The organism is Legionella taurinensis (genome assembly GCF_900452865.1).
Taxonomy (GTDB): domain Bacteria; phylum Pseudomonadota; class Gammaproteobacteria; order Legionellales; family Legionellaceae; genus Legionella_C; species Legionella_C taurinensis.
Genome location: NZ_UGOZ01000001.1, coordinates 896,383 through 918,450, shown reverse-complemented (window position 1 = coordinate 918,450; position 22,068 = coordinate 896,383). Strand labels below are relative to the sequence as shown.

Sequence of the window (22,068 nt, the reverse complement as noted above, 5' to 3'; positions counted from 1 at the left end):
TAATTTAATTTTAAGACTATTTCGATACACTTTACCCATGCACCCATAGGCTGATTATTATGTTCTCTTTTTTTGATTTTGAAGCGATATGTTTTGATACCAACAATGCACACGAACCTTCCGAAAGCTCAGTGGGAAAAACTCACTACGAAAAGGGGATTGAATATGCGAAAAAACTCCGTTTAAATGAGACGGTGCTTGGCCTGGGTGATGAAGGTGACGGGCAGGCGATAATCACCTCAGGAAGTCACCCTGATTTCGTCGCCGGCTGCTTTGCAGGCGCCCGTGGAAAAAAGGTACGATTAATCAAAACAAGCCATGCAGGCGAACCTGCACGTATCGGCGTTAACCACTACGCCATCGACGGCAGTAACAAGCCCCTGCTCATTTCCTATCCCTGTGCACCATCGGTCAAAAAAAATGAACACATTTCTTTTCTAAAAAGCCTCGGCGAAAAGAGCTACCACCTGGACACCAAACGCATTACTTTTTATCCCCAGCAAAGCCTGATTATAAGCAGCCAGACCCCGCAACGAAAAGAGGCCTTCCCTCAAGAAGGCGGCACAGCCCTGGCACTGCATACCATTACGGGATTACCCGTAATTAAAATGCATAAAGACAGTCAGGCTCGCGCGCATGAAAAACCCGTGTTTGAACGGATTGGTAATGGCAGTACAGTCTATATCACCGGACATGGCAGTTTGGGTTCTGATGGGTTAAGTGGGCTCTATATAAACCCTCACACGAACGCGAAACAAAAATGGTCTCTGGAAAATTTCAGGGATCTCATTCTTGCAAACTCGCAATTGCAGGAAAACGATTCTTTAACCATTGTCCTCTGGGCCTGTGAATCGGGTGGCGGGGGTGTCGACAGTGTGGCAGCCAAACTGGCCCTGCTTTTTCAGGAGAAGGGCATTAACACCCGCATCATCGCCTCCACGGTCGAGATGCTGCGCTTTGACGGCAAACCTGAGCCACATGAAATCCTGACAACAGAAGGCGCTTCCGCTTTCAATCCCGATGATCATTACATACCCCAAGGCAGATTACGCTTTCGAACAGCCAAACCCGACACGGTGCGTGTTTTCGACTGCAACAAGGAAGGTCTGTTTGAATCAAAAAATAAGGGGCCAGTGTATTTCACTGCCCAGGGTATGACAGGCATCCAGGCAACGGAAACGGCAAAACTTCTGTCCAAAGCGATCCTTGAAATTCAGTGTTCGCCTTATTTCCGCAAGGATTTAACCGATCGTACGAAAGCCGATAAGGCGGTTAAAGACCTGTTCGAGAAGGACAAGTCCACCTCGCCTTTTGTATTGCGGCCCGCATCCAGACACATGCCCGGTTACTTCTCGTTTGTCCTGACTTATTTTGATAAAGAGAAGAAACACATTTCTAATATTCTTTATCGCATCGACCAGAAGGGCAATTTATACAACGCGGCTGAATCCGATAAGGTAGGGAGTCTCATCGAATGCAATGGCTTATCGCCGCTTAACAAAATCATGGCACTGAATCAGGATTTATTCAAAGGATCAGCCAATTCCACTAAACAGGAAGTAGACGAGGGGTTGATTTCGAAACCTGAATTAAACCCTCTTCCCCCCTCTCAATCACCCTCCCCTTTAAAGGCTTACGACGAAACACCTTTGCATCAAAAAATCCAAAAAGCGGTCAACCAGGCGTCAGCGTGTTACCTGAGCTATCATACACAGGGCGTGAACGATCGGAATCTTAGAAGGGGTCTGTTCAGTTTCTTTCGTCATGGACAGCAGGGACAGGTCAATGCCCGCGAACTGTCCACAAGCATTTCGAAAAAAACCAGCACCGGTGAGATACTAACTCTCCTGCGAAACACCGCGCATTTACGGTTCCATAACCATTCGTTTGGCAGTTACCTAAAGGATGAAATTGATCGTATTTTAAACTTGGCTCCTGACTCAGCGAACAGTTGGGATGTGACAATGGACAAGCTTTCCAGCTTAGCCCCAAAGCCTTAATGACCTTGCTAAACACAAGGGAAAACCAAGACTAAGCCCGCGCATCGTCCTTAAGCTTTTCGCTTAAAAAAAGAAGCAGCGGATGGTGGCAGTCGTAAGCGGTGTTATCGAGCCGTTGAACGGCTTGAACACCCTGAAGCGCATTACACACAAAAAGCGCATCGGCGTTATACAACTGGTGCTGTGTTAATGGCAATTCCTGACAGACCACCCCCCAATCACCCGCCTTGGTTACTAGCCGCTGCCGGATAATCCCCGCCAGCAAACCGCAGGACAATGGCGAGGTATACAGGCGATTGCCGCTAATCATAAACAGGTTGGCAACCGTCGTTTCAGTCGCCTCGCCTTCCGTATTATAAAAAAGCACATCATCGGCTCCACGCTCTGCCGCCTGGCGACGGGCCATGATAGCCTCGAGGTAATTAATCGATTTCAGGCCATACACGGGATTGTGACGGTCTCGCCGCCAACTGGAGGATACCAGCGTAAGCGGTGCGGTAATCGGTGAATAACAGAAGGCTGTCAGTACTAATTGAGGGTCGGTGCCTGTCGTTAAAAGCCCTCTGGCTGACCGTCCGCCGCTTAATAAAGCCTTCAGGCCATTCACAGGCTCTTTGGCTTCATGCAGGCATTGCTGAAGGCGTTGCAGCCAGTGGGCATAAGGCAGTTCAAAGGCAATGCGGAGACGGGCGGCGGAATCGTGTAAACGCTGCCAATGCAAGTCAGGATAACAGGGCTTTCCATCCTGCACCCGCAGGGTTTCAAAAAGCCCTTCACCGAGATAAATCCTGTCCTCCCTTGTAAACGGACTTAATGCCGCAGGATCAGGCGAAAGGGGCGGCATGCTCAGTAATCAAGAAAATCGTCAAGCTCTTCACGCAGACGTTTTTCTTCCAGCATATTTTCCAGACGACGACGGGCATCCAGCGTGCCATCAACAGCCGCTAACGCCTCCACATCAATGTCAATGTCGTCCCCGTCATTGACAAAGGATTCCTCTTCGATGATGTCTTCTTCTTCGCCTTCAAATAATTCAGTCATAGTTAACCTCAGCTAAAAATTTTGAATAAAGAACCCAACAAAATTTTCCAGCTGTATAACTTATTTTTTTAAATTTTCCTAGAGTATTTGCAAAAATTTTTCACGTTCAAGCCCTCACCGCTTTTCATGACAAATGTTGAGTCATTGCCTTATCTGGGCAATAATAAAAAAATGAAACAAAAAAGCACTGGTTATGGCTGATCCGTTAAAAAATGCATTGAGGCAAGCTTTACGCGGTTTGCGCGGCAGGCTCTCGCTTGATTATCAGCAACACGCATCCATCAAGGTATGTGAGCGCATTAAAACACTTCAACAATACCGTAAGGCCCGGCGCATTGCCCTTTATCAGGCCGCGCAGGGAGAGATTGATTTAAGTGCCATCTGGCGTTCCGCGCCCATGCAGGGAAAATATTGCTACTTTCCCAGTTTAAATGACGATAAAACCCTGACTTTTTTACCTGCGACGCCAGCCACTTCGTTTGTAACCAATCGATTTGGAATTAAGGAGCCGGATGTCGCACGCAGTGAAGCCATTTCACCCCATGAACTGGATATCCTTTTCCTGCCGCTTGTCGCCTTTGACCTGTTGGGCGCGCGAATTGGCATGGGAGCCGGGTATTATGACAGGACCTTAGCCGACACCACCTCGCCTCTGTTGCTTGGCGTAGCCTATGAATTTCAGCGGCAAGCGTACCTTTTCCCTCAGGAATGGGATATTCGTCTGCACGCCACCATTACCCCCAAACACGTTTACTGGAGTGTCTAATGCCTAACTACTGGCTGATGAAATCGGAACCGTCCTGTTTCAGTATTGATGACTTGCAAAACGCCCCCAACCAAACCACACACTGGGATGGTGTACGCAATTACCAGGCGCGTAATTTCATGCGCGATCAGATGCAGGTTGGCGATCAGGTCTTTTTCTACCACTCCAACTGCAATCCACCCGGCATTGCCGGCATTGCCGAAGTGAGCAGCCCAGCTTATCCCGATCACACCGCGTTTGATCCCTTAAGCGAGCACCCCGATGACAAAAGCACACCGGAGAATCCCCGCTGGTTTATGGTGGATATCCGCTTTAAAGAAAAATTTAATCACCTCATCGCGCTGGATGCCTTAAAGCAATACCCCGAACTTTCAAACATGCCGCTGCTGCGAAAAGGGAACCGTTTATCGGTCCTGCCTGTCAGCCAGGATGAATGGGATTTTATAAACAGGACGCTTCGGGATTAACCGATTGCGTCTTCACCCACCTCGCCGGTACGTACACGCACGACCTGCTCAAGGTTGTAAACAAAGATTTTACCATCGCCAATTTTGCCGGTGTAAGCGGCTTTGCAGATGGCGTCAATAGCCGGTTCGACCATGTTATCTGGCAGGGCCAGTTCGATTTTAATTTTTGGCAGGAAATCCACCACATACTCCGCTCCGCGATACAGTTCGGTATGTCCTTTCTGACGCCCAAAACCCCGCGTTTCGGAGATGGTGATGCCCGGCACTCCAATTTCCATCAAGGCTTCATGCACATCATCCAGTTTGAACGGTTTAATAATCGCGGTTAGCATTTTCATGGCAACGTCCCCTACTTAACTCATTAATAAATACATGACTGCAAGGTCTAATTTTTGTTAGACTGGCACCCAAGAACAATCCTCGCCGGGAGATTAGCATGTTTGATCCAAAACAATTCGATGATTTAGCCCAAAAACTTTTTTCTACCTTGCCTGTCAGTCTACAGAATTTTGAAAAAGAGATTCAACAAAAATTCAAAGATGTTTTACAGGCCGCTTTTGCCCGTATGGATCTGGTTACGCGTGAAGAATTTGATATTCAAACCAAAGTACTGGCCAGAACCCGTGAAAAACTTGACGCATTAAACGAGCAGGTGGAGGCCCTGATGGCTAAAAGCCAAACGCACTAACCGGCTCGATGTACAGGGCATTGGAAGGACTCTGTACACCCGCCGACATTTAAGTCCAATCAATAAGGAAATCAATGAATCTCGCGTTAACCTATACCCGTAGCGCACAGGGCATTCATGCCAGGGCGGTACATGTCGAAGTGCATTTATCCAATGGGCTGCCGCAATTTACCATTGTCGGTCTTGCTGAAACGGCCGTGAAAGAAAGCAAGGATCGCGTGCGCAGCGCCATCATTAACAGTCAATTTGAATTCCCCTGCCGTAAAATCACGGTCAACCTTGCGCCGGCTGATTTACCCAAAACCGGTAGCGGCTTTGATTTACCCATTGCCTTGGGCATATTGGCTGCATCCGGGCAAATTCCCTCGGAGGGATTGCTCTCCCATGAATTTATCAGTGAGTTGGCGTTAAGCGGTGAATTACGCGGCCACACGCCCATTATTCCCAGTGTGGTCGCTGCCCGTCGCGAGCAGCGGCGCTTGATCATTGCTGAAGCGAATGCACGTGAAGCCGCGCTCACCGCTTACGATCAGGTGTTCAGTGCGGGCAGCCTGCGGCAAGTGTGCGATTATCTTCTTCACCAGACACCGCTTGATGCGATGCCGGCACTGCCTCCCCCTTCAGTCGTTGATCCGGGGTTGGATTGGTCCGATGTCAAAGGGCAGTACCACGCCAAACAGGCCATGGTCATCGCAGCCTGCGGCGGCCATAGCCTTTTATTAAGCGGGCCGCCGGGCAGCGGTAAAACCATGCTGGCGAAACGCTTCACTACCTTGCTTCCTGAATTGAACGAAACGCAGGCTTTAGAATGCGCGGCGATCCATTCGCTTCGCGGCAAAGTACCACCCTATGAACACTGGCGCATCCCTCCTTTTCGCTCCCCTCATCACACGGCCTCGCCCGTCGCGCTGGTGGGCGGAGGCAGCCCACCCAAGCCCGGAGAAATTTCGTTGGCACACCACGGCATCCTTTTTCTTGATGAGTTGCCCGAATTTCACAAACAGGTGTTGGAGACCTTGCGCCAACCCCTTGAATCAGGGCTTATTTCCATTTCACGCGCCACCATGCAGACTGACTTTCCAGCCGAATTTCAGTTCATTGCCGCCATGAATCCCTGTCCCTGCGGCCAATGGGGCAATCCCAAGGCCAATTGCCTGTGTACACCGGATCGAATTAAACGCTACCTCGGCAAATTATCCGCTCCGCTTCTCGACCGCATCGACATGCAGGTGAACGTGCAGGCGTTGTCACAACAGGAATTACTCAAGGCCAGTCCAACCCAGGAAGGCGAAAGTCAACGCATTCGTCTTCAGGTGCAGGAGTCACGCGCCCTGCAAATCAAGAGGCAGGGCAGGCTCAATGCCCGGCTTGACAGCAAAGCTTGTGAACAGGTCTGTTATCTTGGCAAGGAAGAAAAGGCGTTCCTGTCGCTGGTACTGGATAAACTGCAACTGTCTGCCCGCGCTTACCATCGCTTTTTGAAGGTAGCCCGTACCATTGCCGACATGCACAATGAAGAACAGGTTAAGCGGCCCGCCCTGCAACAGGCCCTGTCGTTTAAGCAATGTTTGCAGATGCCGCAGTAAATTCCTAGAATGGAAAACCATGCAATCAATAGATACCAGGCTCCAGAAAAAGCCTGGACCTTGACAGGACTCCATGATGAAGAGTAAAGCCAACATTGAAACCGCCACTGTCCGCGATCATCTTGCCAATGAACGGACGTTTCTGGCCTGGATAAGAACCAGTATCGGCATCATGGCCTTTGGTTTTGTTGTGGAAAAATTTTCCCTGTTTCTGCGGCAGGCAGCCAGTTTTTTTCATAAAGCCCATCTGCCGCTGATGAACAACGTGTCCCCCAGCCTACAAAGTTACTCTGCGATGGTCGGCATTCTGCTTGTCGCGCTCGGGGCCTTGATGTGCCCTGTCGCTTTTATCCGTTATCATAAACTGAAAAAGCAAATCACAACGGGGAATTATATCCCCACCTTCTTTTTTGATGCCCTGCTCGCAATCATTGTTTTCATCATTGGCGTGTTTTTAACTGCTTCGTTAATTCGCGGCTTTTAATCCGATCTGTTTTTGAATCAGCGATTCGATGATGGCCATGCGCATAAATACCCCGTTATGTACCTGCTCAAGAATCACGGATTGCGGCCCGTCAGCGACGTCGCTTTCAATTTCCACACCGCGATTAATCGGTCCGGGATGCATGACAATGGCATCCGGTTTTGCCAGAGCCAAACGCTCTTGAGTCAAGGTAAAGAAGTGATGGTAAGTCGAAAGATCCATGTGCTCTTTTTTACCAAGACGCTCGCGTTGTACACGCAGGCACATCACCACATCCGCCTCGCTGATTCCTTCACGCAAGCTCTCGGTGAGACGTCCGTAATGAACTTCCTCCGGTTGCCATATCTCAGGAGCAACCAGCATTAATTCGCCAACGCCCATGAGTTTGCAGAGGGCCTGCAATGAATTAGCCACGCGTGAATGGCGCAGATTGCCTACCACCGCAATTTTTAATTGCTTGAGGTCTTTCTTTCTTTCAGCAATGGTCATCCAATCGAGCATGGCCTGCGTCGGGTGGGCGTGTTTGCCATCGCCCGCATTGATGATGTGAACAGGACTGTCCTGTAATTGCTGCGCCAACGTTTCCGGTAGACCCTCCTGCGTGTGCCGGATGACGAAAAGATTAATGTCCATGGCGGCCAGGGTTTTAATCGTGTCCTCAATGGACTCCCCCTTACTGACCGAGGAACTCTCCAAATCCAGATTAACGACGGTCACACCCAGGCGCTTGGCTGCCAGTTCAAAGCTGATGCGCGTACGGGTACTGTTTTCATAAAAAAGATTAGCCAGCGCATGCGAAGAATAATCGGGATATTGCCCGTGTTTTTTAAATTGAAAGGCACGTTGCAACAAGGCCTCGACATCCGCTGTTGAAAGCTGATTTATATCTAGAAAATGATTCATGCTGAACTCGTTAATGTGGGTACTGCAACCACTGCTCAAGAATAATACAGGCAGCGGTGCTGTCGACCTGAGAATTTTTAAGTTTACGATATCCCCCTTCGGCAAACAACTGCGAACGGGCCTCCACGGTGGTGAGCCGTTCATCCACCAGATGCACGGGAAGGGAAAAACGCTTTTTTAATTGTTTAGCAAAATGGCGGGCAAGGGGCGTGGTGTATTGTTCAGTGCCGTCAATGCAGGTCGGCAGTCCAACAATCAGGGCTTGCGGTTGCCATTGCTCAATCAGCTTGGTCACGAGCTGCCAATCAGGAATGCCCTGTCTGGCAACCAGAGTCGGCAACGGTCTGGCGCTCAACGTGACGGTTTGCCCTACCGCCACACCAATGCGTTTATAACCAAAATCAAAGCCCAGATAAACACCGTCTGGCATGCAAACACTCCATGAGGAAAAAGAGCAGCGGATTAAGCATGCCCTGCATCAGAAGACAATTGGCTCATTTTAACACCAATGAGCAGGCCTGCGTATTCCCAACGTTCAGAAAAGGGAACATCATAAAGCAGTTCGGATTTGTAGGGACAGACCAACCAGACATTATTCATGACTTCCTGTTCAAGTTGGTTTTCTCCCCAACCGGTGTAACCTAACGTAATCAAGGCATCTTTAGGACCCGTTTCAGCAGCAATAGCGCGAATGATGTCGCTTGATGTGGTCACTGTGACGTCATCACGCAGGGATAAACTGGAGCGCCATCCGCCAATCGGGCGATGAATGACAAAACCGCGTTCCGGTTGCACAGGGCCGCCATAAAGCAAGGGTTGCATGCTTCTTTCTTTTCTCGCCGGTTCGATTTGCATTTGCTCAAAGACAAGGCTTAGCGGGTACTGCATCGGGCGATTAATGATTAAACCCACCGTGCCTTGCACATGATGCTCACAAACGTAAACGACGGTGCGTTGAAAATTAGGGTCGGTCAGAGAGGGCATCGCAACCAGAATGTGATTGGCCAGTGAGGTGTCTATTGCCATGGCCGCCCTCCAATGGTGTGGTCTTAAGTTAAGTATATACTAAATAAATGAACGCATTGAATTTGCATTGGACAAGACCCGGCGTTTTTTTTTGCGTGATTTCATTTACTTTATCAAGCAGGCAAACTCCTCACGCAAAGCCGTGATTAACGCCTCTGCCTTCACTTCGTCATAAGGGATTGACTGCTCACCCGCAGCAGGTTGCCACACACTGTGCGGCCACAAGGGATCGTCTTTGTAACGGGCAATGACATGGATGTGCAATTGTTGAACAATGTTGCCCAAGGCACCGACATTGATCTTGTCTGCTTTAAAATACCGGCTGATCAGTTCGGAGGTTTTACCAATCTCCCACATCAATTGCTGACTGTCCTCACACCTCAGTTGATGTAGCTCACTGAGTCCGGGCAGGCGAGGCACAAGGATTAGCCAGGGAAACGTTGCCTCGTTTTTAAGGTACACTCGCGATAACGGCGCATCGCAAAGAAAGAGTGACGACTGTTCAAGTCGTGGGTCAACACTAAAAGACATGGTATCGAGAACCAGAGTAAAAGCGCAGTGTAACAAAATTACCTCTGAAGGAAAGCCATCCTGTTTCGAAACATTTAACCGGGTGTATGATAAGGAATAACTCATTGCAATAATCAACCATGGATCCCATCACTCAGGGCGCCTTGGGCGCGGCCTGTGCCCAAACGTTTTTTGGCAGGTACAGCCGGCATATCCCGTGGCAAGTCGGGGCTTTGGCCGGCATGACAGCCGATCTCGATGTTTTATTCGGCTCACGAAGCGATCCCTTGCGCATTGAGCTCTGGCATCGCCATTTTACCCATTCACTGGCTTTCATTCCGGCAGGTGCTTTAATAAGCATGCTTCTGCTGATGCTGTTTTCCTATTACCGTAACCATTGGCGTCTGGTTATAGCCGTATCGCTGGTGGCTTATGCAACGCATGGCTTATTGGATGCCTTCACCAGTTATGGCACCGTGCTTCTGTGGCCCTTTAGCCTGCGGCGCATCAGCTGGGATATTGTGTCCATCATTGATCCCTGGTTTACAGTGCCCCTTATTTTAGGCACTGCCTGGTCAGTCATTCATCAGCAGCCGCAGGCTGCCCGATTCGGCCTTGCTGCAGCCGCCCTGTTTTTGGTTTTTAACAGCGTACAGCATCAGCGGGCAATTCATTTTGTGCAGGAATATGCGAAAGCGCACCATCTTAATTTAACCCGACTGCGCGCCATGCCTGAACTGGCAAGCTCCACCCGTTGGCGGATTATCGCTAAAGAGCCGCCCTGCCTTTTTATCGCCACCGCCATCATTCCGCTCTGGGGGAACAACACATTAATACCCGCCTCACCTGCCGTTTTATTTTCAGCCCAGCAATTGCCTTTCCCGCTGTCGCCAGGTCAGCGGCGCGATCTGGCTGTTTTTTCCTGGTTCAGTGACGACTATTTAATTTTAGCCCGCAGCAAGCCCCCGCTTGCTGCCGACGCGCGGTATACTCAGGGGTTTGACACTGTCGTGTCCTTATGGGGAATTGGTTTTCAGCAAGATAAGCCTCATGTTGAACGCATGACGTCGGTTCCCATACAGACAACCTGCAGACGGGTTTAAATGGGCAGGTACTCACCCGGAACCCTTGTGTTTCCAATGTTTAACAATGTCAACAAAAAAATGATTTTTTTTTAAAAAACTATTGTTCCCGGTGCTACTTTTGCGTTATGGTGGATTGTATCTCTTGAAAAAGGGACACAGCCCATGCTTTTTATGGTGTTTACAATTGTCATTTAGGGACGAATGCAATTGCTCAGCTGGAGGATATCCAGTCGACGATTGATAAGCTTTAGCAAAAGGAGGAGTCATGGCTACAGGCGAAGTCAAATGGTTTAACAATGCCAAGGGATGGGGTTTTATTATGCCGGAAGGGGGTGGTGAAGACATTTTCGTTCACTTCTCTGCCATTCATGGTACAGGCTATAAAACACTGATTCCAGGGCAACAAGTAAGTTACGATGTAGAAAAAGGCGATCGAGGCTTGCATGCTTCCAATGTGGTGGCATTGTCTGAAACCACTTCAGCTTAAGCCGTTCCATGCAGTAACACAGTAGCTTTTTGCTGCTGTGTTACCGAACATCATGTATCATTGCCTTTTTTAATGCTGGATTTGAACATGATGAAGCAAGGTCTCCTGTTAATTAATCTCGGCACGCCCGATGCACCTGACACGCGTTCCGTGCGTCGCTATTTGCGGGAATTTTTAGCCGATCGACGTGTGATTGACTTACCGGCACTCATTCGCTATCCCCTTCTCTATGGGCTTATTCTTCCATTCAGGCCGCGCCGATCGGCTCATGCCTATCAAGCCATCTGGAAAGAAGACGGTTCGCCCTTACTCACCCACAGCCGAAATTTAGCCGCGAAATTGCAATCCGTTTTAGGTAATCGATGTCAGGTCGCCCTGGGCATGCGTTATGGCAATCCCTCCATTGAGCAGGCCCTTGAGCAGCTTAAGCATTGTAGCCATATCACCCTATTGCCCTTGTACCCTCAATATTCGTCAGCGGCAACCGGTTCATCCATTGAGAAGGTACTGACCTTACTGGCAAAAAAACCGGTTCAACCCTCGTTAACCATTATTCGGGATTTTTACAATCATCCCCGTTTTCTTGCAGCCCAGGCCCAGCGGATTAAACCTTACCTGGATGAGCATGATTATTTACTGTTAAGTTTTCATGGGCTGCCCGAACGTCATCTGAAAGCCAGTGGCTGTGAAACGGTTTGTGCTCACAGCTGCCCTCCGCTTGCAGCCGCTAATCAGGCCTGCTATCGGGCCCAATGCTTCGCGACCGGCCAGTTGCTCGCGGCGCGCCTGGGTTTGCCTGCCGGTTACTACCAGGTTGCTTTTCAATCCAGATTAGGTAAAACGCCCTGGATTAAACCTTACACGGATGACGTACTGGCGGAACTGGCTTCACAGGGAATCAAGCGGCTTGCCGTTGCCTGCCCGTCCTTTGTCGCCGATTGCCTGGAAACGCTGGAAGAAATCGGCCTGCGCGCTCAATTGCAATGGATGAAACTGGGGGGTGAGAAACTTACGGTCATTCCCTGTTTAAATGACATGCCGCAGTGGGTGGAAAGCTTAGTCGACATTAGTCAATTACGGCAGGAAGAACCGCTTACGGTGTAAGCGGCTCGACTATTAGCAGGGTTCCGTCTTCGATGCCGACCACTTTAACGCGGGTTCCGGCAGGCAACTCCGGCCCAGTTACAAACCAGTGCGCATCGTTGATGCGGATTTTACCGCGGCCATTTTCAATGGCTTCCACCAAGGTCACTGTTCGTCCCACCATCGATTCAAAGGGACGATTAATCAGGGAAGGCGGTGTGACAGCCGTCCGGTGTTTAAGAAAACGCCACCAGGCATACGCTAAGAAAATGCTGAAGATGGAAAACCAGACCAATTGCCACTGCCAGCTTATCAGCAGCAGCCAGGTGAGAACACCGGTGATGGCCGCTGCCATGCCTAATGCAATGAGAAAACCCGCGGCGCCCAAGGTTTCAGCAATGATAAGCAACAGGGCCAATGCCAACCAATGCCAATATAATAACCATGCCATGAAGAGACCTTACAATTGAACTTTGTTCGCATTCCTCGGATTGATATTCTTAAGCATTTCAGTCATACCGCCCAAGGCACCAATGACGCCGGTGGCTTCCACCGGCAGGAAAACCATTTTACTGTTTTGCGCATTACCGATTGTTTTTAAGGCATCGACGTATTTTTCAGCGATAAAGTAATTGATCGCATTAATATCCCCTTCAGCAATGGCCACAGAAACCATCTTCGTGGCATTGGCATCCGCCTGGGCTGTTCTTTCTCTGGCCTCTGCCGCAAGAAATGCCGCCTGTTTATCGGCCTCCGCTCTTAAAATCTGACCTTGCTTATCTCCTTCCGCACGCAGAATTTCAGCCTGCCTGTCCCCCTCTGCGGCTAAAATCGCAGCCCGCTTTTCCCTTTCTGCTTTCATCTGGTTAGCCATGGCATCAATCAGGTTTTGCGGCGGACGGATGTCTCTGATTTCAATGCGGGTCACTTTCACGCCCCAGGGATTGGTGGCGGCATCAACCACATGCATCAGACGATTATTAATTTCATCACGCTGACTCAACATGCCGTCCAATTCAAGCGAACCGAGCACTGTACGGATATTGGTCATGGTCAGGTTACGAATGGCATGTTCAAGATTATCAACCTGGTAGGCCGATTTGGCGGGATCAACCACCTGGAAGAAACACACGGCATCGATGGTCACCATGGCGTTGTCAGACGAAATGACTTCCTGAGGCGGGATATCCAGCACCCGTTCTCTCATGTTCACTTTATAAGTGACCCTGTCAATGAAAGGAATGATTAAACCCAAGCCTGGCAGGAGCGTTTGGGTGTAACGTCCGAAACGCTCAACAGTCCATTCCTCGGACTGCGGGACCACTTTTACACCAGCTAGAACAAATGCGATGGCAAAGATTGCCAATAACCCCAGAGTAATCAATGATCCCACGACATTCTCCCTTCTTTTTCAATTCGCTTGCTGTGAATTGAGGGTATTCTTACTTAAGCTTATAGCTTACCGCCAAGAAGATTGCAAAATCCAATTTTTTTATGCTATAGAAGTAGTTAATGGAAACTTTTGACGGAAAACCATGACTAACAAACAATTTGCTGAACGTCTTAATCGGGAGCTTGATGCCATAGGCGTCCCTCTGCGCAGCGATGAACGCATTGAAGTGTTTTCCAAGCTGATTAAAATTCCAAAATTTAAAGCCGAGGCCATGCTCAATGGCATTACCGTTCCCGATGACACGCTTCTGAAACTATTGGCTGAAGAACTGGAAGTCAATCCCGACTGGCTCATTGGAAAAAGCGAGCAGAAACAAAAAAAAACGAAAGCCAGTTAATGGCTTGATGGTAATCCTCAGGTTTTCATGCGCTTATATCAAGCTTTGTTGCAAAGCCATGCCTTGCAACAATTCACTTGATTACATCAGGAGATTGGGTTGTTTCAATCGTCTCAAAACAACATGTGTTTCATTTTAAATAACATTGCTTAAGAGAAAATTAAGAAAAGAAAGCTGGGCTTATTTTTTCTCTGTGCCGGACAATTTTTTAAAAAACAGTCTCATCTAAGGCAAACAGAATCCAATTTGATAATTTAGCAAACAATTTTATATTGATTCTGTGATTGGTGAGCAAATCTCTGAGATGATCTAAGCCCAATCGAAAAAAGCTATTTTTTGGTCTTTTTTGGTTGCGTAATTTTTTAAGAGGAATAGGCTTGATAGATGCTTTCCACTCGCCAATTCGATGTGCCCAAACAAAGCCCAAGGCGAGTAAAACCAAGAGCTTTTCGATGCGCTTAGGCTCAATGACTCGTGTATCTTCAAATCGCCATCCCTTTGTTTTTAAAGAGGCAAAAAGCGTTTCTATTTCCCAACGGCGCAAATAGCAAGCAATTGCATTTTTGGGTGGTTGATTTGTGATAACAATCATCAAGTCTTCCCGAGAATTTTTGCTTCCGGCCAAATAAAGTGAGTGCCCAAAAACATGGACTTTCATACCAAATACTTGGTGCTGACAAGGGGCTAAGTGGCTGAATAACTGTGCCGAAGCTTTAAATTTCTTTTTGCCAATACACACGTCTACGTTCCCCTTAATCCGTAAATAAAAGGGAATATTCTCTGCTACAAGCCAAGCTATGAGTGCTTTGTTAGGAAATTCTCGATCACCGAGTATGCCTTGTATTGATTCTTTACCAAACGTATTAATAAATCGAGATAATAATTCTATCTGCTCTTTACCCGTCGTGCCTCCTGCTTTTTTTAGCAGTCGCCAAAATATGGGTATGGCTATTCCTTCATAACAAATAGACAACATAAACACATTGATTTTGGCTTTACCCCAATACCAATTTGTCCTGTCTATGGCTAAATAAACCTTGTGAGCTTTATTAAAAAACAGAGAGTATATCCAGCGAGCAATCCAGGTAAAATCTACCTCAAACTTTGAAAAAAAACGGTATACTCTTTTGTAGCGGGAATCAATGCTCGCTCTATCACCATCCATTGCAACCGCAATTTCACTTAAATTAACACTTCTCACCATAAACAAGGCTAATAACATTTGGGCAAAACAGTCAATGCGTGACTTGTGCCAATTCAATCTCTGGCTTAAAATTCCACTCAACTCGCTGATATATTTCATATTTACATCCTTTTTTAGACGAAATGATTATATGAAATACATTTAAAATCAGCGAGTTATTTATAATATCTCATCTCTTTAAGCGTTTTTTGTCCGGCACAGAGTTATTTTTTTCGCGGCTCGTCTCCTAAGCAGAAGAGGGGTATTCAAAACCTTGACCCCGCTATTCCTGAGAAGAGCAGCCATTACCCGTGAAAGCGATGATTGGCGCTTATCGGCTTGGCATTTTTCTCAATGTACTGAATCACTTTGGCAGCAATATTGACATGCGTGGCCTTTTCAATGCCTTCCAACCCAGGCGATGAATTGATTTCAAGCACTAAGGGGCCATGGTTTGAACGAATCAAATCCACACCCGCCACCTTCAAACCCATGGTTTTCGCTGCAGCCACGGCGATGGCGCGTTCCTGGGGCGACAATTTGACTTTAAGGGCTTTACCGCCCTGATGCACGTTGGCACGAAACTCGCCTTCCTTGGCCTGGCGCTTGATGGCCGCTACCACTTTATCGCCAATCACAAAACAGCGGATATCGGTGCCCCGCGACTCTTCAATGAATTCCTGAACCAGGATATTGGCCGACATTTCTTTAAATGCATTGATGATGCTGACCGCGGATTGATGGCTGTCGGCGAGAATCACGCCTTTACCCTGCGTGCCTTCCAGTAATTTAATCACCAGCGGCGCACCGCCTACCATGCGAATCAAATCTTCGGTGTCGTCGGGGGATTGGGCAAAACTGGTGAGCGGCATGGGGATCCCCTTGCGCGCCAACAACTGCAGGGATCGAAATTTGTCCCGCGAGCGGGAAATGGCAATCGATTCATTGACTGTGTACATGCCCATGGTTTCCATGTGACGTAACACCGCTGTCCCATAATACGTGATGGAGGCGCCAATGCGCGGAATGACAGCATCATAGCGCGGCAACGGCTCGCCGCCGCGATAATGAACTTTGGGACAGGACGCAGCCACATTCATATAGCAATAGAGTGGATTAATAATACTCACCTCATGACCCGCCTCCTCACCGGCGGCTTTTAGCCGCTGATGGGAATACAATTGGGGGTTAGTGGCCAATATTGCAATTTTCATAACGCGCTGTTCCCGAATTTGATTTTTTTATTCTATAAGCAGAGCCTAGCTCAAAACTTACCTTTATGCTTGGCCTATCCCGGGCACATCCATTCCAATCCTGTACAAGCCATTAACCGACCAACAACTGGTAGTCCTTAGCGAGTGTCAATGCCTGATGCGGTGTCGTAAAGAAAGCGCTCAATTCCCCCTCAGGATTGAACAGCATGACAGTGCCGCTGTGCTGTACATCGTAATTTTGCGCATCCTGGCTCGTCGGCATGGCCACTTTGGCATAGGCAATGCCCATTTCCCGTGTCATTTTTTTAATCGCTTTGCTCTCGCCCCGCGCGCCGTAGAAATGCGGATCGAAGGATTTCACGTATCCCGCCAGCTTTGGCAGATCATCGCGCTCGGGATCAATTGAAATCATGACCACTCGCGGCAAGGGATTAACCCCTTTTTCCTCCAGAGACCGGTACATTTTTGCCAGTTCCGCCATGGTGGTCGGGCAAAGATAGCCACAGCTCGTAAAACCAAAGAAAACCAGAGTCCACTGACCTTTGAGGCTTTGATTATTAAAGGGTTGATTATCGATGCCGGTTAAGGAGAATTCATTCACGCCGCGCGGCGTTTCAAGCAGAGTCCCATGAAATTGAGAGACGTCTATTTTTTTTCCTTTATGCAAATGCTGTGAAACAAAAAAGCCGGTTACCAGTGCAACCAAAGCCAGTAATAAAATCACTGTCAGATTAATTCGATTTTTCTGAGCCGTCATGTTTCCCCCTAGAGATAATGGTCAATCAACAAAAAACAAAACAAAAGCATTAAATACACAATTGAAAAACGGAAGGTGCGCATGGCAATCACGCCTTGATCGGTTCGATACAGACGAAGCGACCACTGAAGAAAACGCCCCCCCAGCGCCAGCGCCGCTGCCAGATATAAAAGTCCGCTCATACCCACTGCAAAAGGCAGAATACTGACAACCAGCAATAAAATGGTATACAACAGCACATTTAATTTGGTAAACGCAATGCCATGCGTTACCGGTAACATGGGAATTTCCGCGTGTTGATATTCTTCAAAGCGGTAAATCGCCAGAGCCCAGAAATGCGGAGGGGTCCAGGTGAAAATAATCAACACCAGCAACAAGGCCTGAGGATCAAGCTGGTTAGTCACCGCCGTCCATCCCAGTAACGGCGGCGCTGCACCGGCTAAACCGCCGATGACAATGTTCTGCGGTGTCGCCCGCTTTAAATAACCGGTGTAAATGCCCGCATAACCGATGAGGGTAATAAAGGTTAACACCGCCGTCAGCGTGTTGACCCATAACCACAATAAAACAAGCCCACTTACGCCTAGCACGGCAGCAAAATAAATGGCTTGAGCAACCGACACACGGCCGTGGGCAACCGGTCTTTTTTTAGTCCGTGCCATAATGGCGTCAATGCGTTTATCCACCAGGTGATTAATGGCTGCCGCACTGCCGGCACAAAGCCCGATACCTGCCAGAGACACCAGCACCGTCGAAAGCGGAATCCACCCGGGTGCGGCCAGGTACATACCAACCACGACCGTCAGCAGCATCAAGGCGACGACACGCGGCTTGCACAGTTCAAGGTAATCGCGCCAGTCTACCGGTGTTGCCAGTTCATGCTTAGCCTGCATCGCGTTGTTTCCTCATCGTCAGATAAAACATCATGAAGACTGTTGCCATTAACAAAGCAGCAACCCCATTGTGTAACACAGCCACGCCAAGCGGCAGGAGATAAAGGACATTCAGTACGCCCAAAGTGAACTGGGCGGCGACCAGCACCAGCGCGGCAATGGCCAGTAGCCGCAGCGTTTTGTAAGGAACCCTGGCCAGCATCATTACACTCAGGCCAATCACATAAGCCGCAGTTACCAATGCCCAGAGGCGATGCAGGGTTTGAATGGTCACCCGCACCTCGTTATCAAGTACACCGCCCTGATAATTCGCCCCAACCGGTGAAAAGAGATTAAATCCCTGCGTAAAATGCAGAGCAGGCAACCATTGGCCATTGCATTGCGGGAATCCGATGCAGGCAATACCGGCATAATTGGAGCTGACCCACCCCCCCAGGGCAATTTGAATCACTACGATAATCAACCCGAGACCCACAGCAAAGCGCCATTGAGGCAGAGCGGGTGAAGCGGTGTTAAAGGATTGGAGGCAAAGGCAGCTTAAGCAGGAAAAAATAATGATCCCGCCAAGGAGGTGGGCCATCACCACCACCGGCAAGAGTTTCATCGTCACCGTCCACATACCGAGTGCGGCTTGAAAACAAACCAACCCGATTAAGAGCGCTGGCAACACCCAGGGTGTTGCGTTCTTTTTAAAACGGGATACCATCGCGCGGCATCCTAAAAAAACAATGACTAAAGCCAGGGTCCCCGCCGCGTAGCGATGCCCCATCTCTGTCCAGGCCTTTCGCGACTCAATGGGACTATCGGGATACGATTGCTGGGCGGCGGTCAATGCGGGTTTAGCGCTCGGCAGGACCAGATGCCCGTAGCATCCCGGCCAGTCGGGACAACCCAGTCCCGCATCCGTCAAACGCGTGTAAGCCCCGAGCATGACCACAAACAAGGCTAAGGCAACCGCCAGGACGGCGGCATAACGGGTGGTTTTTGTCTGCATGCTAACTACTCTTTTTTTCAACGGTGGTCAGTAACTGTTTTAAGTCGTGGAATATGTCTTCTGATTTGGCTGTTAATCCATAAGACAGAATCAGGTAATTATTAGGATCCGCGATGAATACCCGGTCTTCACCAGTCAAGCGCTCAATCACCTGACGTTGGGCCTGATTAAGACGCAGGACATGAATATCCTGCTCGTGCAGGGCATTCAGCAACGCCGCGGGCAACGCCGGATCGCTGTCATTGATAACCAGCCATTGCTCGACTTCATAAAGCCGTCGTCCCAAAGCAAGGCGCACACGTGCAAGCCGCTCGATCTGCTGACTGCACCCTGAGTCACAGCGGCCCGGGTGCCAGAGCAGCAGGTGCCACTTTTCCTTGTTATTGATGGCATTGAGCGACACGGCAGGTTTCAGCAGTTCCCCTTTGTTGGTCTGGGCGCCCAACCACTGGGGGTGTTTAAAAAACAGGTAAGCAATGGGCGCGGGCGCTGCAAACATCAGCGCGAGTAGAATTAAAGCCAGTTTCTGATTTTTAGTTTTTTTCATGGGTTTTCTTAAGATTCAGTACGATATAAATTACCAATACCGCGAGGGCCATGGCAAACCATTGTACCGCATAGCCATAATGACGTTGCGGAGACAGGGTCACGACCGGCCATTCACGAACGTACCCGTTCGCAGCATTTTTATTGAGGCGAATGATAAACGGATAGACTGATTTATGCAAAACTTGGCTGACTAACTTTGCATCAATTTTTTCGATAACGTAATATTTGTCTTTTTTCTGCTCAATAGCGTCACCCAATACCCATTGTTTAGTCGATGGATAATAAACACGGCCGGCAATGACTGAACGCTGTCGCGGCGTTATCACTTCGGGTAACTGGTTACGGTTAAGGCTGCCTTTAACCCATCCTCTGTCAACCAATACAATCTGGCCATTTTCAAGCAGTAAGGGATTGAAAACATGGTAACCAAACGCGTGGTCATAAAATTGATTATCCAGTAAAAACACCCGGGGAAGAAACCTGCCCTGGACGCGAATACGCTGGTACTGAGCGGGAAGCGGGCTGTCAGGCTGCCAGTCCACGGCCGGTTTTTTGGCGCGTTCGGCTTCCATTTCAAGCGTTTTCTCTTTTTCGTGGGCCCGGGCAATTTGCCAATACCCAAGGCCCGCAAGCGATGCGGTCACAATCACCGCCAGCAGGGTCATGCCCCATTTCGGTGCAAATCGATAATTACCAGTGAATAAATGAGTCATAATTAGATAGAAGCGGGTTCATCTTGTCGCGCAGTTAATCAAAGTGAGAGTATACCCCCCGATGTTCAAATTGTGGTATTTTAATTGAAAGTTTTTTAAGGATTGTTCCATGACTAAAGTTGTTATCATCCTTGCCATGCTCATCATCCTGATTTCTCTGGGTAGCGGCCTTTTTTTCTTAATCCGGGATGAGGGAAAAACCACGCGCACCGTCAAAGCGCTAAGCTGGCGTATTGGCCTGTCGCTTGCGCTTTTTATTTTCCTTATCGTGGCGTTCAGCCAGGGCTGGATCCAGCCTCACTCCGTTTAACGGGCATTGCATGCTTCTGCAGGCGGCGGCTGATTTTGCACAGCACGGGGCGGTTTGCCTGCGGCAATTGCTCAATGCACAGCAGGTTGACCGGTTGCGGCAGGGCATTGAGCTCAATTTAGCCGCCTTAAGCCCGCGCGCTAAAGTAGCCAGCCGTCCGGACGATCCCGGCTTTTTTGTTGAAGATTTCTGCACCTGGCAGCAAAATGCTTTTTACCAGCAGGTTATTTTTGACTCTCCTCTCGGTGAAGTCGCCGCTCAATTGATGAATAGCCGTCAGGTCAGGCTTTATCATGATCACCTGCTGGTCAAGGAGCCTCGCACCCGTCAACCGACGCCCTGGCATCAGGATCAACCCTACTACAATGTCAGTGGTTATCAGAATATCAGCTTCTGGATTCCAGTGGATCCGGTCAGCCGTGCCTCGACTCTGGAGTTTGTCGCCGGCTCTCATCGCGGGCCCTGGCTCATGCCGCGAACGTTCATGGATAATCAGGCCAAATGGTTCCCGGAAGGGTCGCTCGAAGAATTACCTGATATTGACGCAGCGCGCGAGCATTACCCCATTCTGGGTTGGGCGGTTGAGCCTGGCGATGTCGTGTGTTTCCATATGCTGACCCTGCATGCGGCCGCCGGCGTAGCCGACACACGAAGGCGGGTTTTTTCGCTTCGTTTTCTTGGCGATGACATGGTGTATGCCCCGCGACGCTGGTCCACCTCACCGGATTTTCCAGGCCTCAATGACGAGCTGGCCGCCGGCTCACCGCTTGACCATCCCCTCTTTCCCCTCGTCTGGCAGGAGAACGAAACTATTCCCAACACGGTCATCCGTCCGCTATAGTTTAAAGTTCCATGGAATGACAAGGACAATCATGTACACGCTTTATTCATTCGCTACGCCCAATGGCTTTAAACCCACCATTCTACTGGAGGAATTGCACGTTCCTTATGAAATAAAATGGGTGAATATTCGCGAAGGGGAGCAATTCAAGCCCGATTTTTTAGCGATTTCCCCCAACAACAAGATTCCCGCCCTGCATGACAGCGACAATGATTTTCATTTGTTTGAAAGCGTCGCCATTCTTGAATACCTGGCGGAAAAGCATGGCCAATTTCTACCCGCAGCCTTAAAGCCCAAATTTAATGTGCTGCAATGGTGTTATTTTCAGGTGGGCAGCATAGGCCCCATGTTCGGTCAATATGGCCATTTTACCGTTTATGCTCCTGAGCAGGTTCCTTATGCAAAAAAACGCTACAGCGATGAAGTGTTGCGCCTTCTGGCGGTCATGGATAAGCAGCTCATGCAACAGGATTTCATCGCCGGTCACGACTACACCATTGCTGACATGGCCATCTGGCCCTGGATTTATTGTTATGAAGTTTTTTACAAAACACCCCTCGATGCCAAACAGTTTCCCCATCTCGCCAACTGGTATCATTCCTTAAGCAAGCGCCCCGCCATTGAAGCAGCCCTCGCTGCCTATGAGCAACCGTAACACACCAGCAGGCTGCTGCTGTGAAAAGGCCCTCTGCCGCACA

Annotated in this window: 29 protein-coding genes; 13 read left to right on the top strand and 16 right to left on the bottom strand. The window is 49.1% G+C overall.

Annotated elements, in window-relative coordinates; genetic code table 11:
• The first annotated feature begins 59 nt into the window (after positions 1-59).
• On the top strand, positions 60-2,000 hold the full coding sequence (locus DYE45_RS04325) for a hypothetical protein (protein WP_108292373.1): 1,941 nt from the start codon (positions 60-62) through the stop codon (positions 1,998-2,000).
• 31 nt (positions 2,001-2,031) lie between these two features.
• Here the strand turns inward: DYE45_RS04325 and DYE45_RS04320 are convergent, their stop codons facing one another.
• Both DYE45_RS04320 and DYE45_RS04315 read right to left on the bottom strand, forming a co-directional pair.
• A complete protein-coding gene (locus DYE45_RS04320; protein WP_115300515.1) occupies positions 2,032-2,844 on the bottom strand; it encodes an aminotransferase class IV in 813 nt (270 codons plus the stop codon).
• Between the two features lie 2 nt (positions 2,845-2,846).
• Positions 2,847-3,041, bottom strand: coding sequence for a PA3496 family putative envelope integrity protein (locus tag DYE45_RS04315; protein WP_108292377.1), 195 nt, complete (start codon positions 3,039-3,041; stop codon positions 2,847-2,849).
• Positions 3,042-3,234: 193 nt separating this feature from the next.
• Here DYE45_RS04315 and DYE45_RS04310 point away from each other — a divergent pair, with 193 nt between their 5' ends.
• Both DYE45_RS04310 and DYE45_RS04305 read left to right on the top strand, forming a co-directional pair.
• Entirely contained in the window at positions 3,235-3,807 is a 573-nt protein-coding gene (locus DYE45_RS04310; protein WP_108292379.1) for a 5-formyltetrahydrofolate cyclo-ligase, read from the top strand.
• On the top strand, positions 3,807-4,274 hold the full coding sequence (locus tag DYE45_RS04305; protein ID WP_115300514.1) for an EVE domain-containing protein: 468 nt from the start codon (positions 3,807-3,809) through the stop codon (positions 4,272-4,274). Before DYE45_RS04310 ends, DYE45_RS04305 begins: the two co-directional genes overlap by 1 nt.
• On the opposite strand, the gene DYE45_RS04300 is transcribed toward DYE45_RS04305, so the two are convergent.
• The gene (locus DYE45_RS04300; RefSeq protein WP_058525665.1) at positions 4,271-4,612 is read right to left on the bottom strand and encodes a P-II family nitrogen regulator; all 342 of its coding nucleotides are present in this window, start codon (positions 4,610-4,612) and stop codon (positions 4,271-4,273) included. The genes DYE45_RS04305 and DYE45_RS04300 overlap by 4 nt on opposite strands.
• Positions 4,613-4,710: 98 nt before the next feature.
• Here DYE45_RS04300 and ubiK point away from each other — a divergent pair, with 98 nt between their 5' ends.
• From ubiK to DYE45_RS04285, 3 genes are all read left to right on the top strand, one after another.
• Entirely contained in the window at positions 4,711-4,962 is a 252-nt protein-coding gene (gene ubiK, locus DYE45_RS04295; protein ID WP_108292383.1) for a ubiquinone biosynthesis accessory factor UbiK, read from the top strand.
• Positions 4,963-5,036: 74 nt separating this feature from the next.
• On the top strand, positions 5,037-6,548 hold the full coding sequence (locus DYE45_RS04290) for a YifB family Mg chelatase-like AAA ATPase (protein ID WP_108292385.1): 1,512 nt from the start codon (positions 5,037-5,039) through the stop codon (positions 6,546-6,548).
• Between the two features lie 73 nt (positions 6,549-6,621).
• Positions 6,622-7,032, top strand: a complete 411-nt coding sequence (locus tag DYE45_RS04285; protein ID WP_108292387.1) for a YidH family protein — start codon at positions 6,622-6,624, stop codon at positions 7,030-7,032.
• On the opposite strand, the gene DYE45_RS04280 is transcribed toward DYE45_RS04285, so the two are convergent.
• The 4 genes from DYE45_RS04280 to DYE45_RS04265 all read right to left on the bottom strand — a co-directional run bounded on the left by DYE45_RS04280 (position 7,015) and on the right by DYE45_RS04265 (position 9,492).
• A complete protein-coding gene (locus tag DYE45_RS04280) occupies positions 7,015-7,935 on the bottom strand; it encodes an aspartate carbamoyltransferase catalytic subunit (protein WP_115300513.1) in 921 nt (306 codons plus the stop codon). The two genes, DYE45_RS04285 and DYE45_RS04280, sit on opposite strands and share 18 nt — an antisense overlap.
• A gap of 10 nt (positions 7,936-7,945) precedes the next feature.
• Positions 7,946-8,365 (bottom strand): Holliday junction resolvase RuvX, encoded by a 420-nt coding sequence (gene ruvX, locus DYE45_RS04275; protein WP_115300512.1) that lies wholly within the window; start codon positions 8,363-8,365, stop codon positions 7,946-7,948.
• Between the two features lie 32 nt (positions 8,366-8,397).
• Positions 8,398-8,961, bottom strand: coding sequence for a YqgE/AlgH family protein (locus DYE45_RS04270; protein ID WP_058531972.1), 564 nt, complete (start codon positions 8,959-8,961; stop codon positions 8,398-8,400).
• Between the two features lie 105 nt (positions 8,962-9,066).
• A complete protein-coding gene (locus tag DYE45_RS04265; RefSeq protein ID WP_108292500.1) occupies positions 9,067-9,492 on the bottom strand; it encodes an HIT domain-containing protein in 426 nt (141 codons plus the stop codon).
• 119 nt (positions 9,493-9,611) lie between these two features.
• Here DYE45_RS04265 and DYE45_RS04260 point away from each other — a divergent pair, with 119 nt between their 5' ends.
• The 3 genes from DYE45_RS04260 to hemH all read left to right on the top strand — a co-directional run bounded on the left by DYE45_RS04260 (position 9,612) and on the right by hemH (position 12,147).
• Positions 9,612-10,574: a metal-dependent hydrolase gene (locus DYE45_RS04260; protein ID WP_108292393.1), complete on the top strand. Its 963-nt coding sequence runs from the start codon at positions 9,612-9,614 to the stop codon at positions 10,572-10,574.
• Positions 10,575-10,821: 247 nt separating this feature from the next.
• Complete coding sequence (locus DYE45_RS04255; protein ID WP_058531970.1) at positions 10,822-11,043, top strand: cold-shock protein; 222 nt, start codon at positions 10,822-10,824, stop codon at positions 11,041-11,043.
• Between the two features lie 90 nt (positions 11,044-11,133).
• Positions 11,134-12,147, top strand: a complete 1,014-nt coding sequence (gene hemH / locus DYE45_RS04250) for a ferrochelatase (protein WP_108292502.1) — start codon at positions 11,134-11,136, stop codon at positions 12,145-12,147.
• Here the strand turns inward: hemH and DYE45_RS04245 are convergent.
• Entirely contained in the window at positions 12,137-12,577 is a 441-nt protein-coding gene (locus DYE45_RS04245; protein ID WP_108292395.1) for an NfeD family protein, read from the bottom strand. The two genes, hemH and DYE45_RS04245, sit on opposite strands and share 11 nt — an antisense overlap.
• A gap of 9 nt (positions 12,578-12,586) precedes the next feature.
• Entirely contained in the window at positions 12,587-13,519 is a 933-nt protein-coding gene (locus DYE45_RS04240; protein ID WP_108292397.1) for an SPFH domain-containing protein, read from the bottom strand.
• A gap of 142 nt (positions 13,520-13,661) precedes the next feature.
• Between DYE45_RS04240 and DYE45_RS04235 the strand changes: the two genes are divergently transcribed.
• Positions 13,662-13,916 carry a hypothetical protein gene (locus DYE45_RS04235; RefSeq protein WP_108292399.1) on the top strand — a complete coding sequence of 85 codons (255 nt, stop codon included), beginning with the start codon at positions 13,662-13,664 and terminating at the stop codon, positions 13,914-13,916.
• 208 nt (positions 13,917-14,124) lie between these two features.
• On the opposite strand, the gene DYE45_RS04230 is transcribed toward DYE45_RS04235, so the two are convergent.
• The 7 genes from DYE45_RS04230 to DYE45_RS04200 form a co-directional block, all read right to left on the bottom strand.
• Positions 14,125-15,219: an IS4 family transposase gene (locus tag DYE45_RS04230; RefSeq protein ID WP_115300511.1), complete on the bottom strand. Its 1,095-nt coding sequence runs from the start codon at positions 15,217-15,219 to the stop codon at positions 14,125-14,127.
• 185 nt (positions 15,220-15,404) lie between these two features.
• Positions 15,405-16,313 (bottom strand): 30S ribosomal protein S6--L-glutamate ligase, encoded by a 909-nt coding sequence (gene rimK, locus DYE45_RS04225; RefSeq protein WP_108292401.1) that lies wholly within the window; start codon positions 16,311-16,313, stop codon positions 15,405-15,407.
• A 112-nt stretch (positions 16,314-16,425) separates the two neighbouring features.
• The gene (locus tag DYE45_RS04220) at positions 16,426-17,070 is read right to left on the bottom strand and encodes an SCO family protein (protein WP_108292403.1); all 645 of its coding nucleotides are present in this window, start codon (positions 17,068-17,070) and stop codon (positions 16,426-16,428) included.
• Between the two features lie 8 nt (positions 17,071-17,078).
• Positions 17,079-17,963 carry a heme o synthase gene (gene cyoE, locus DYE45_RS04215; protein ID WP_108292405.1) on the bottom strand — a complete coding sequence of 295 codons (885 nt, stop codon included), beginning with the start codon at positions 17,961-17,963 and terminating at the stop codon, positions 17,079-17,081.
• Positions 17,953-18,957, bottom strand: coding sequence for a COX15/CtaA family protein (locus DYE45_RS04210; protein ID WP_115300510.1), 1,005 nt, complete (start codon positions 18,955-18,957; stop codon positions 17,953-17,955). The genes cyoE and DYE45_RS04210 overlap by 11 nt, the downstream gene beginning before the upstream one ends.
• A 1-nt stretch (position 18,958) precedes the next feature.
• Positions 18,959-19,504 carry a redox-active disulfide-containing membrane protein gene (locus DYE45_RS04205; RefSeq protein WP_108292409.1) on the bottom strand — a complete coding sequence of 182 codons (546 nt, stop codon included), beginning with the start codon at positions 19,502-19,504 and terminating at the stop codon, positions 18,959-18,961.
• Positions 19,491-20,219, bottom strand: a complete 729-nt coding sequence (locus tag DYE45_RS04200; protein WP_165481689.1) for an SURF1 family protein — start codon at positions 20,217-20,219, stop codon at positions 19,491-19,493. Before DYE45_RS04200 ends, DYE45_RS04205 begins: the two co-directional genes overlap by 14 nt.
• Before the next feature lie 109 nt (positions 20,220-20,328).
• Between DYE45_RS04200 and DYE45_RS04195 the strand changes: the two genes are divergently transcribed.
• From DYE45_RS04195 to DYE45_RS04185, 3 genes are read left to right on the top strand one after another with little or no spacing between them, the layout of a single operon-like run.
• The gene (locus tag DYE45_RS04195) at positions 20,329-20,529 is read left to right on the top strand and encodes a twin transmembrane helix small protein (protein ID WP_058531960.1); all 201 of its coding nucleotides are present in this window, start codon (positions 20,329-20,331) and stop codon (positions 20,527-20,529) included.
• A gap of 10 nt (positions 20,530-20,539) precedes the next feature.
• Positions 20,540-21,370 (top strand): phytanoyl-CoA dioxygenase family protein, encoded by an 831-nt coding sequence (locus DYE45_RS04190; protein WP_108292411.1) that lies wholly within the window; start codon positions 20,540-20,542, stop codon positions 21,368-21,370.
• 31 nt (positions 21,371-21,401) lie between these two features.
• The gene (locus tag DYE45_RS04185) at positions 21,402-22,025 is read left to right on the top strand and encodes a glutathione S-transferase N-terminal domain-containing protein (protein WP_108292413.1); all 624 of its coding nucleotides are present in this window, start codon (positions 21,402-21,404) and stop codon (positions 22,023-22,025) included.
• Positions 22,026-22,068 lie beyond the last annotated feature (43 nt).

What these genes read in the sequence shown, in the direction of transcription:
- ruvX (WP_115300512.1), bottom strand. Translation starts at nt 8,365, where the DNA reads ATGCCAGACGGTGTTTATCTGGGCTTTGATTTTGGTTATAAACGCATT.
- DYE45_RS04300 (WP_058525665.1), bottom strand. Translation starts at nt 4,612, where the DNA reads ATGAAAATGCTAACCGCGATTATTAAACCGTTCAAACTGGATGATGTG.
- DYE45_RS04190 (WP_108292411.1), top strand. Translation starts at nt 20,540, where the DNA reads ATGCTTCTGCAGGCGGCGGCTGATTTTGCACAGCACGGGGCGGTTTGC.
- DYE45_RS04310 (WP_108292379.1), top strand. Translation starts at nt 3,235, where the DNA reads ATGGCTGATCCGTTAAAAAATGCATTGAGGCAAGCTTTACGCGGTTTG.
- DYE45_RS04230 (WP_115300511.1), bottom strand. Translation starts at nt 15,219, where the DNA reads ATGAAATATATCAGCGAGTTGAGTGGAATTTTAAGCCAGAGATTGAAT.
- DYE45_RS04220 (WP_108292403.1), bottom strand. Translation starts at nt 17,070, where the DNA reads ATGACGGCTCAGAAAAATCGAATTAATCTGACAGTGATTTTATTACTG.
- DYE45_RS04320 (WP_115300515.1), bottom strand. Translation starts at nt 2,844, where the DNA reads ATGCCGCCCCTTTCGCCTGATCCTGCGGCATTAAGTCCGTTTACAAGG.
- DYE45_RS04305 (WP_115300514.1), top strand. Translation starts at nt 3,807, where the DNA reads ATGCCTAACTACTGGCTGATGAAATCGGAACCGTCCTGTTTCAGTATT.
- DYE45_RS04200 (WP_165481689.1), bottom strand. Translation starts at nt 20,219, where the DNA reads ATGACTCATTTATTCACTGGTAATTATCGATTTGCACCGAAATGGGGC.
- DYE45_RS04245 (WP_108292395.1), bottom strand. Translation starts at nt 12,577, where the DNA reads ATGGCATGGTTATTATATTGGCATTGGTTGGCATTGGCCCTGTTGCTT.
- ubiK (WP_108292383.1), top strand. Translation starts at nt 4,711, where the DNA reads ATGTTTGATCCAAAACAATTCGATGATTTAGCCCAAAAACTTTTTTCT.
- DYE45_RS04325 (WP_108292373.1), top strand. Translation starts at nt 60, where the DNA reads ATGTTCTCTTTTTTTGATTTTGAAGCGATATGTTTTGATACCAACAAT.
- DYE45_RS04205 (WP_108292409.1), bottom strand. Translation starts at nt 19,504, where the DNA reads ATGAAAAAAACTAAAAATCAGAAACTGGCTTTAATTCTACTCGCGCTG.
- DYE45_RS04235 (WP_108292399.1), top strand. Translation starts at nt 13,662, where the DNA reads ATGACTAACAAACAATTTGCTGAACGTCTTAATCGGGAGCTTGATGCC.
- DYE45_RS04265 (WP_108292500.1), bottom strand. Translation starts at nt 9,492, where the DNA reads ATGTCTTTTAGTGTTGACCCACGACTTGAACAGTCGTCACTCTTTCTT.
- DYE45_RS04195 (WP_058531960.1), top strand. Translation starts at nt 20,329, where the DNA reads ATGACTAAAGTTGTTATCATCCTTGCCATGCTCATCATCCTGATTTCT.
- DYE45_RS04315 (WP_108292377.1), bottom strand. Translation starts at nt 3,041, where the DNA reads ATGACTGAATTATTTGAAGGCGAAGAAGAAGACATCATCGAAGAGGAA.
- DYE45_RS04260 (WP_108292393.1), top strand. Translation starts at nt 9,612, where the DNA reads ATGGATCCCATCACTCAGGGCGCCTTGGGCGCGGCCTGTGCCCAAACG.
- hemH (WP_108292502.1), top strand. Translation starts at nt 11,134, where the DNA reads ATGAAGCAAGGTCTCCTGTTAATTAATCTCGGCACGCCCGATGCACCT.
- DYE45_RS04270 (WP_058531972.1), bottom strand. Translation starts at nt 8,961, where the DNA reads ATGGCAATAGACACCTCACTGGCCAATCACATTCTGGTTGCGATGCCC.
- rimK (WP_108292401.1), bottom strand. Translation starts at nt 16,313, where the DNA reads ATGAAAATTGCAATATTGGCCACTAACCCCCAATTGTATTCCCATCAG.
- DYE45_RS04185 (WP_108292413.1), top strand. Translation starts at nt 21,402, where the DNA reads ATGTACACGCTTTATTCATTCGCTACGCCCAATGGCTTTAAACCCACC.
- DYE45_RS04210 (WP_115300510.1), bottom strand. Translation starts at nt 18,957, where the DNA reads ATGCAGACAAAAACCACCCGTTATGCCGCCGTCCTGGCGGTTGCCTTA.
- DYE45_RS04285 (WP_108292387.1), top strand. Translation starts at nt 6,622, where the DNA reads ATGATGAAGAGTAAAGCCAACATTGAAACCGCCACTGTCCGCGATCAT.
- cyoE (WP_108292405.1), bottom strand. Translation starts at nt 17,963, where the DNA reads ATGCAGGCTAAGCATGAACTGGCAACACCGGTAGACTGGCGCGATTAC.
- DYE45_RS04280 (WP_115300513.1), bottom strand. Translation starts at nt 7,935, where the DNA reads ATGAATCATTTTCTAGATATAAATCAGCTTTCAACAGCGGATGTCGAG.
- DYE45_RS04255 (WP_058531970.1), top strand. Translation starts at nt 10,822, where the DNA reads ATGGCTACAGGCGAAGTCAAATGGTTTAACAATGCCAAGGGATGGGGT.
- DYE45_RS04290 (WP_108292385.1), top strand. Translation starts at nt 5,037, where the DNA reads ATGAATCTCGCGTTAACCTATACCCGTAGCGCACAGGGCATTCATGCC.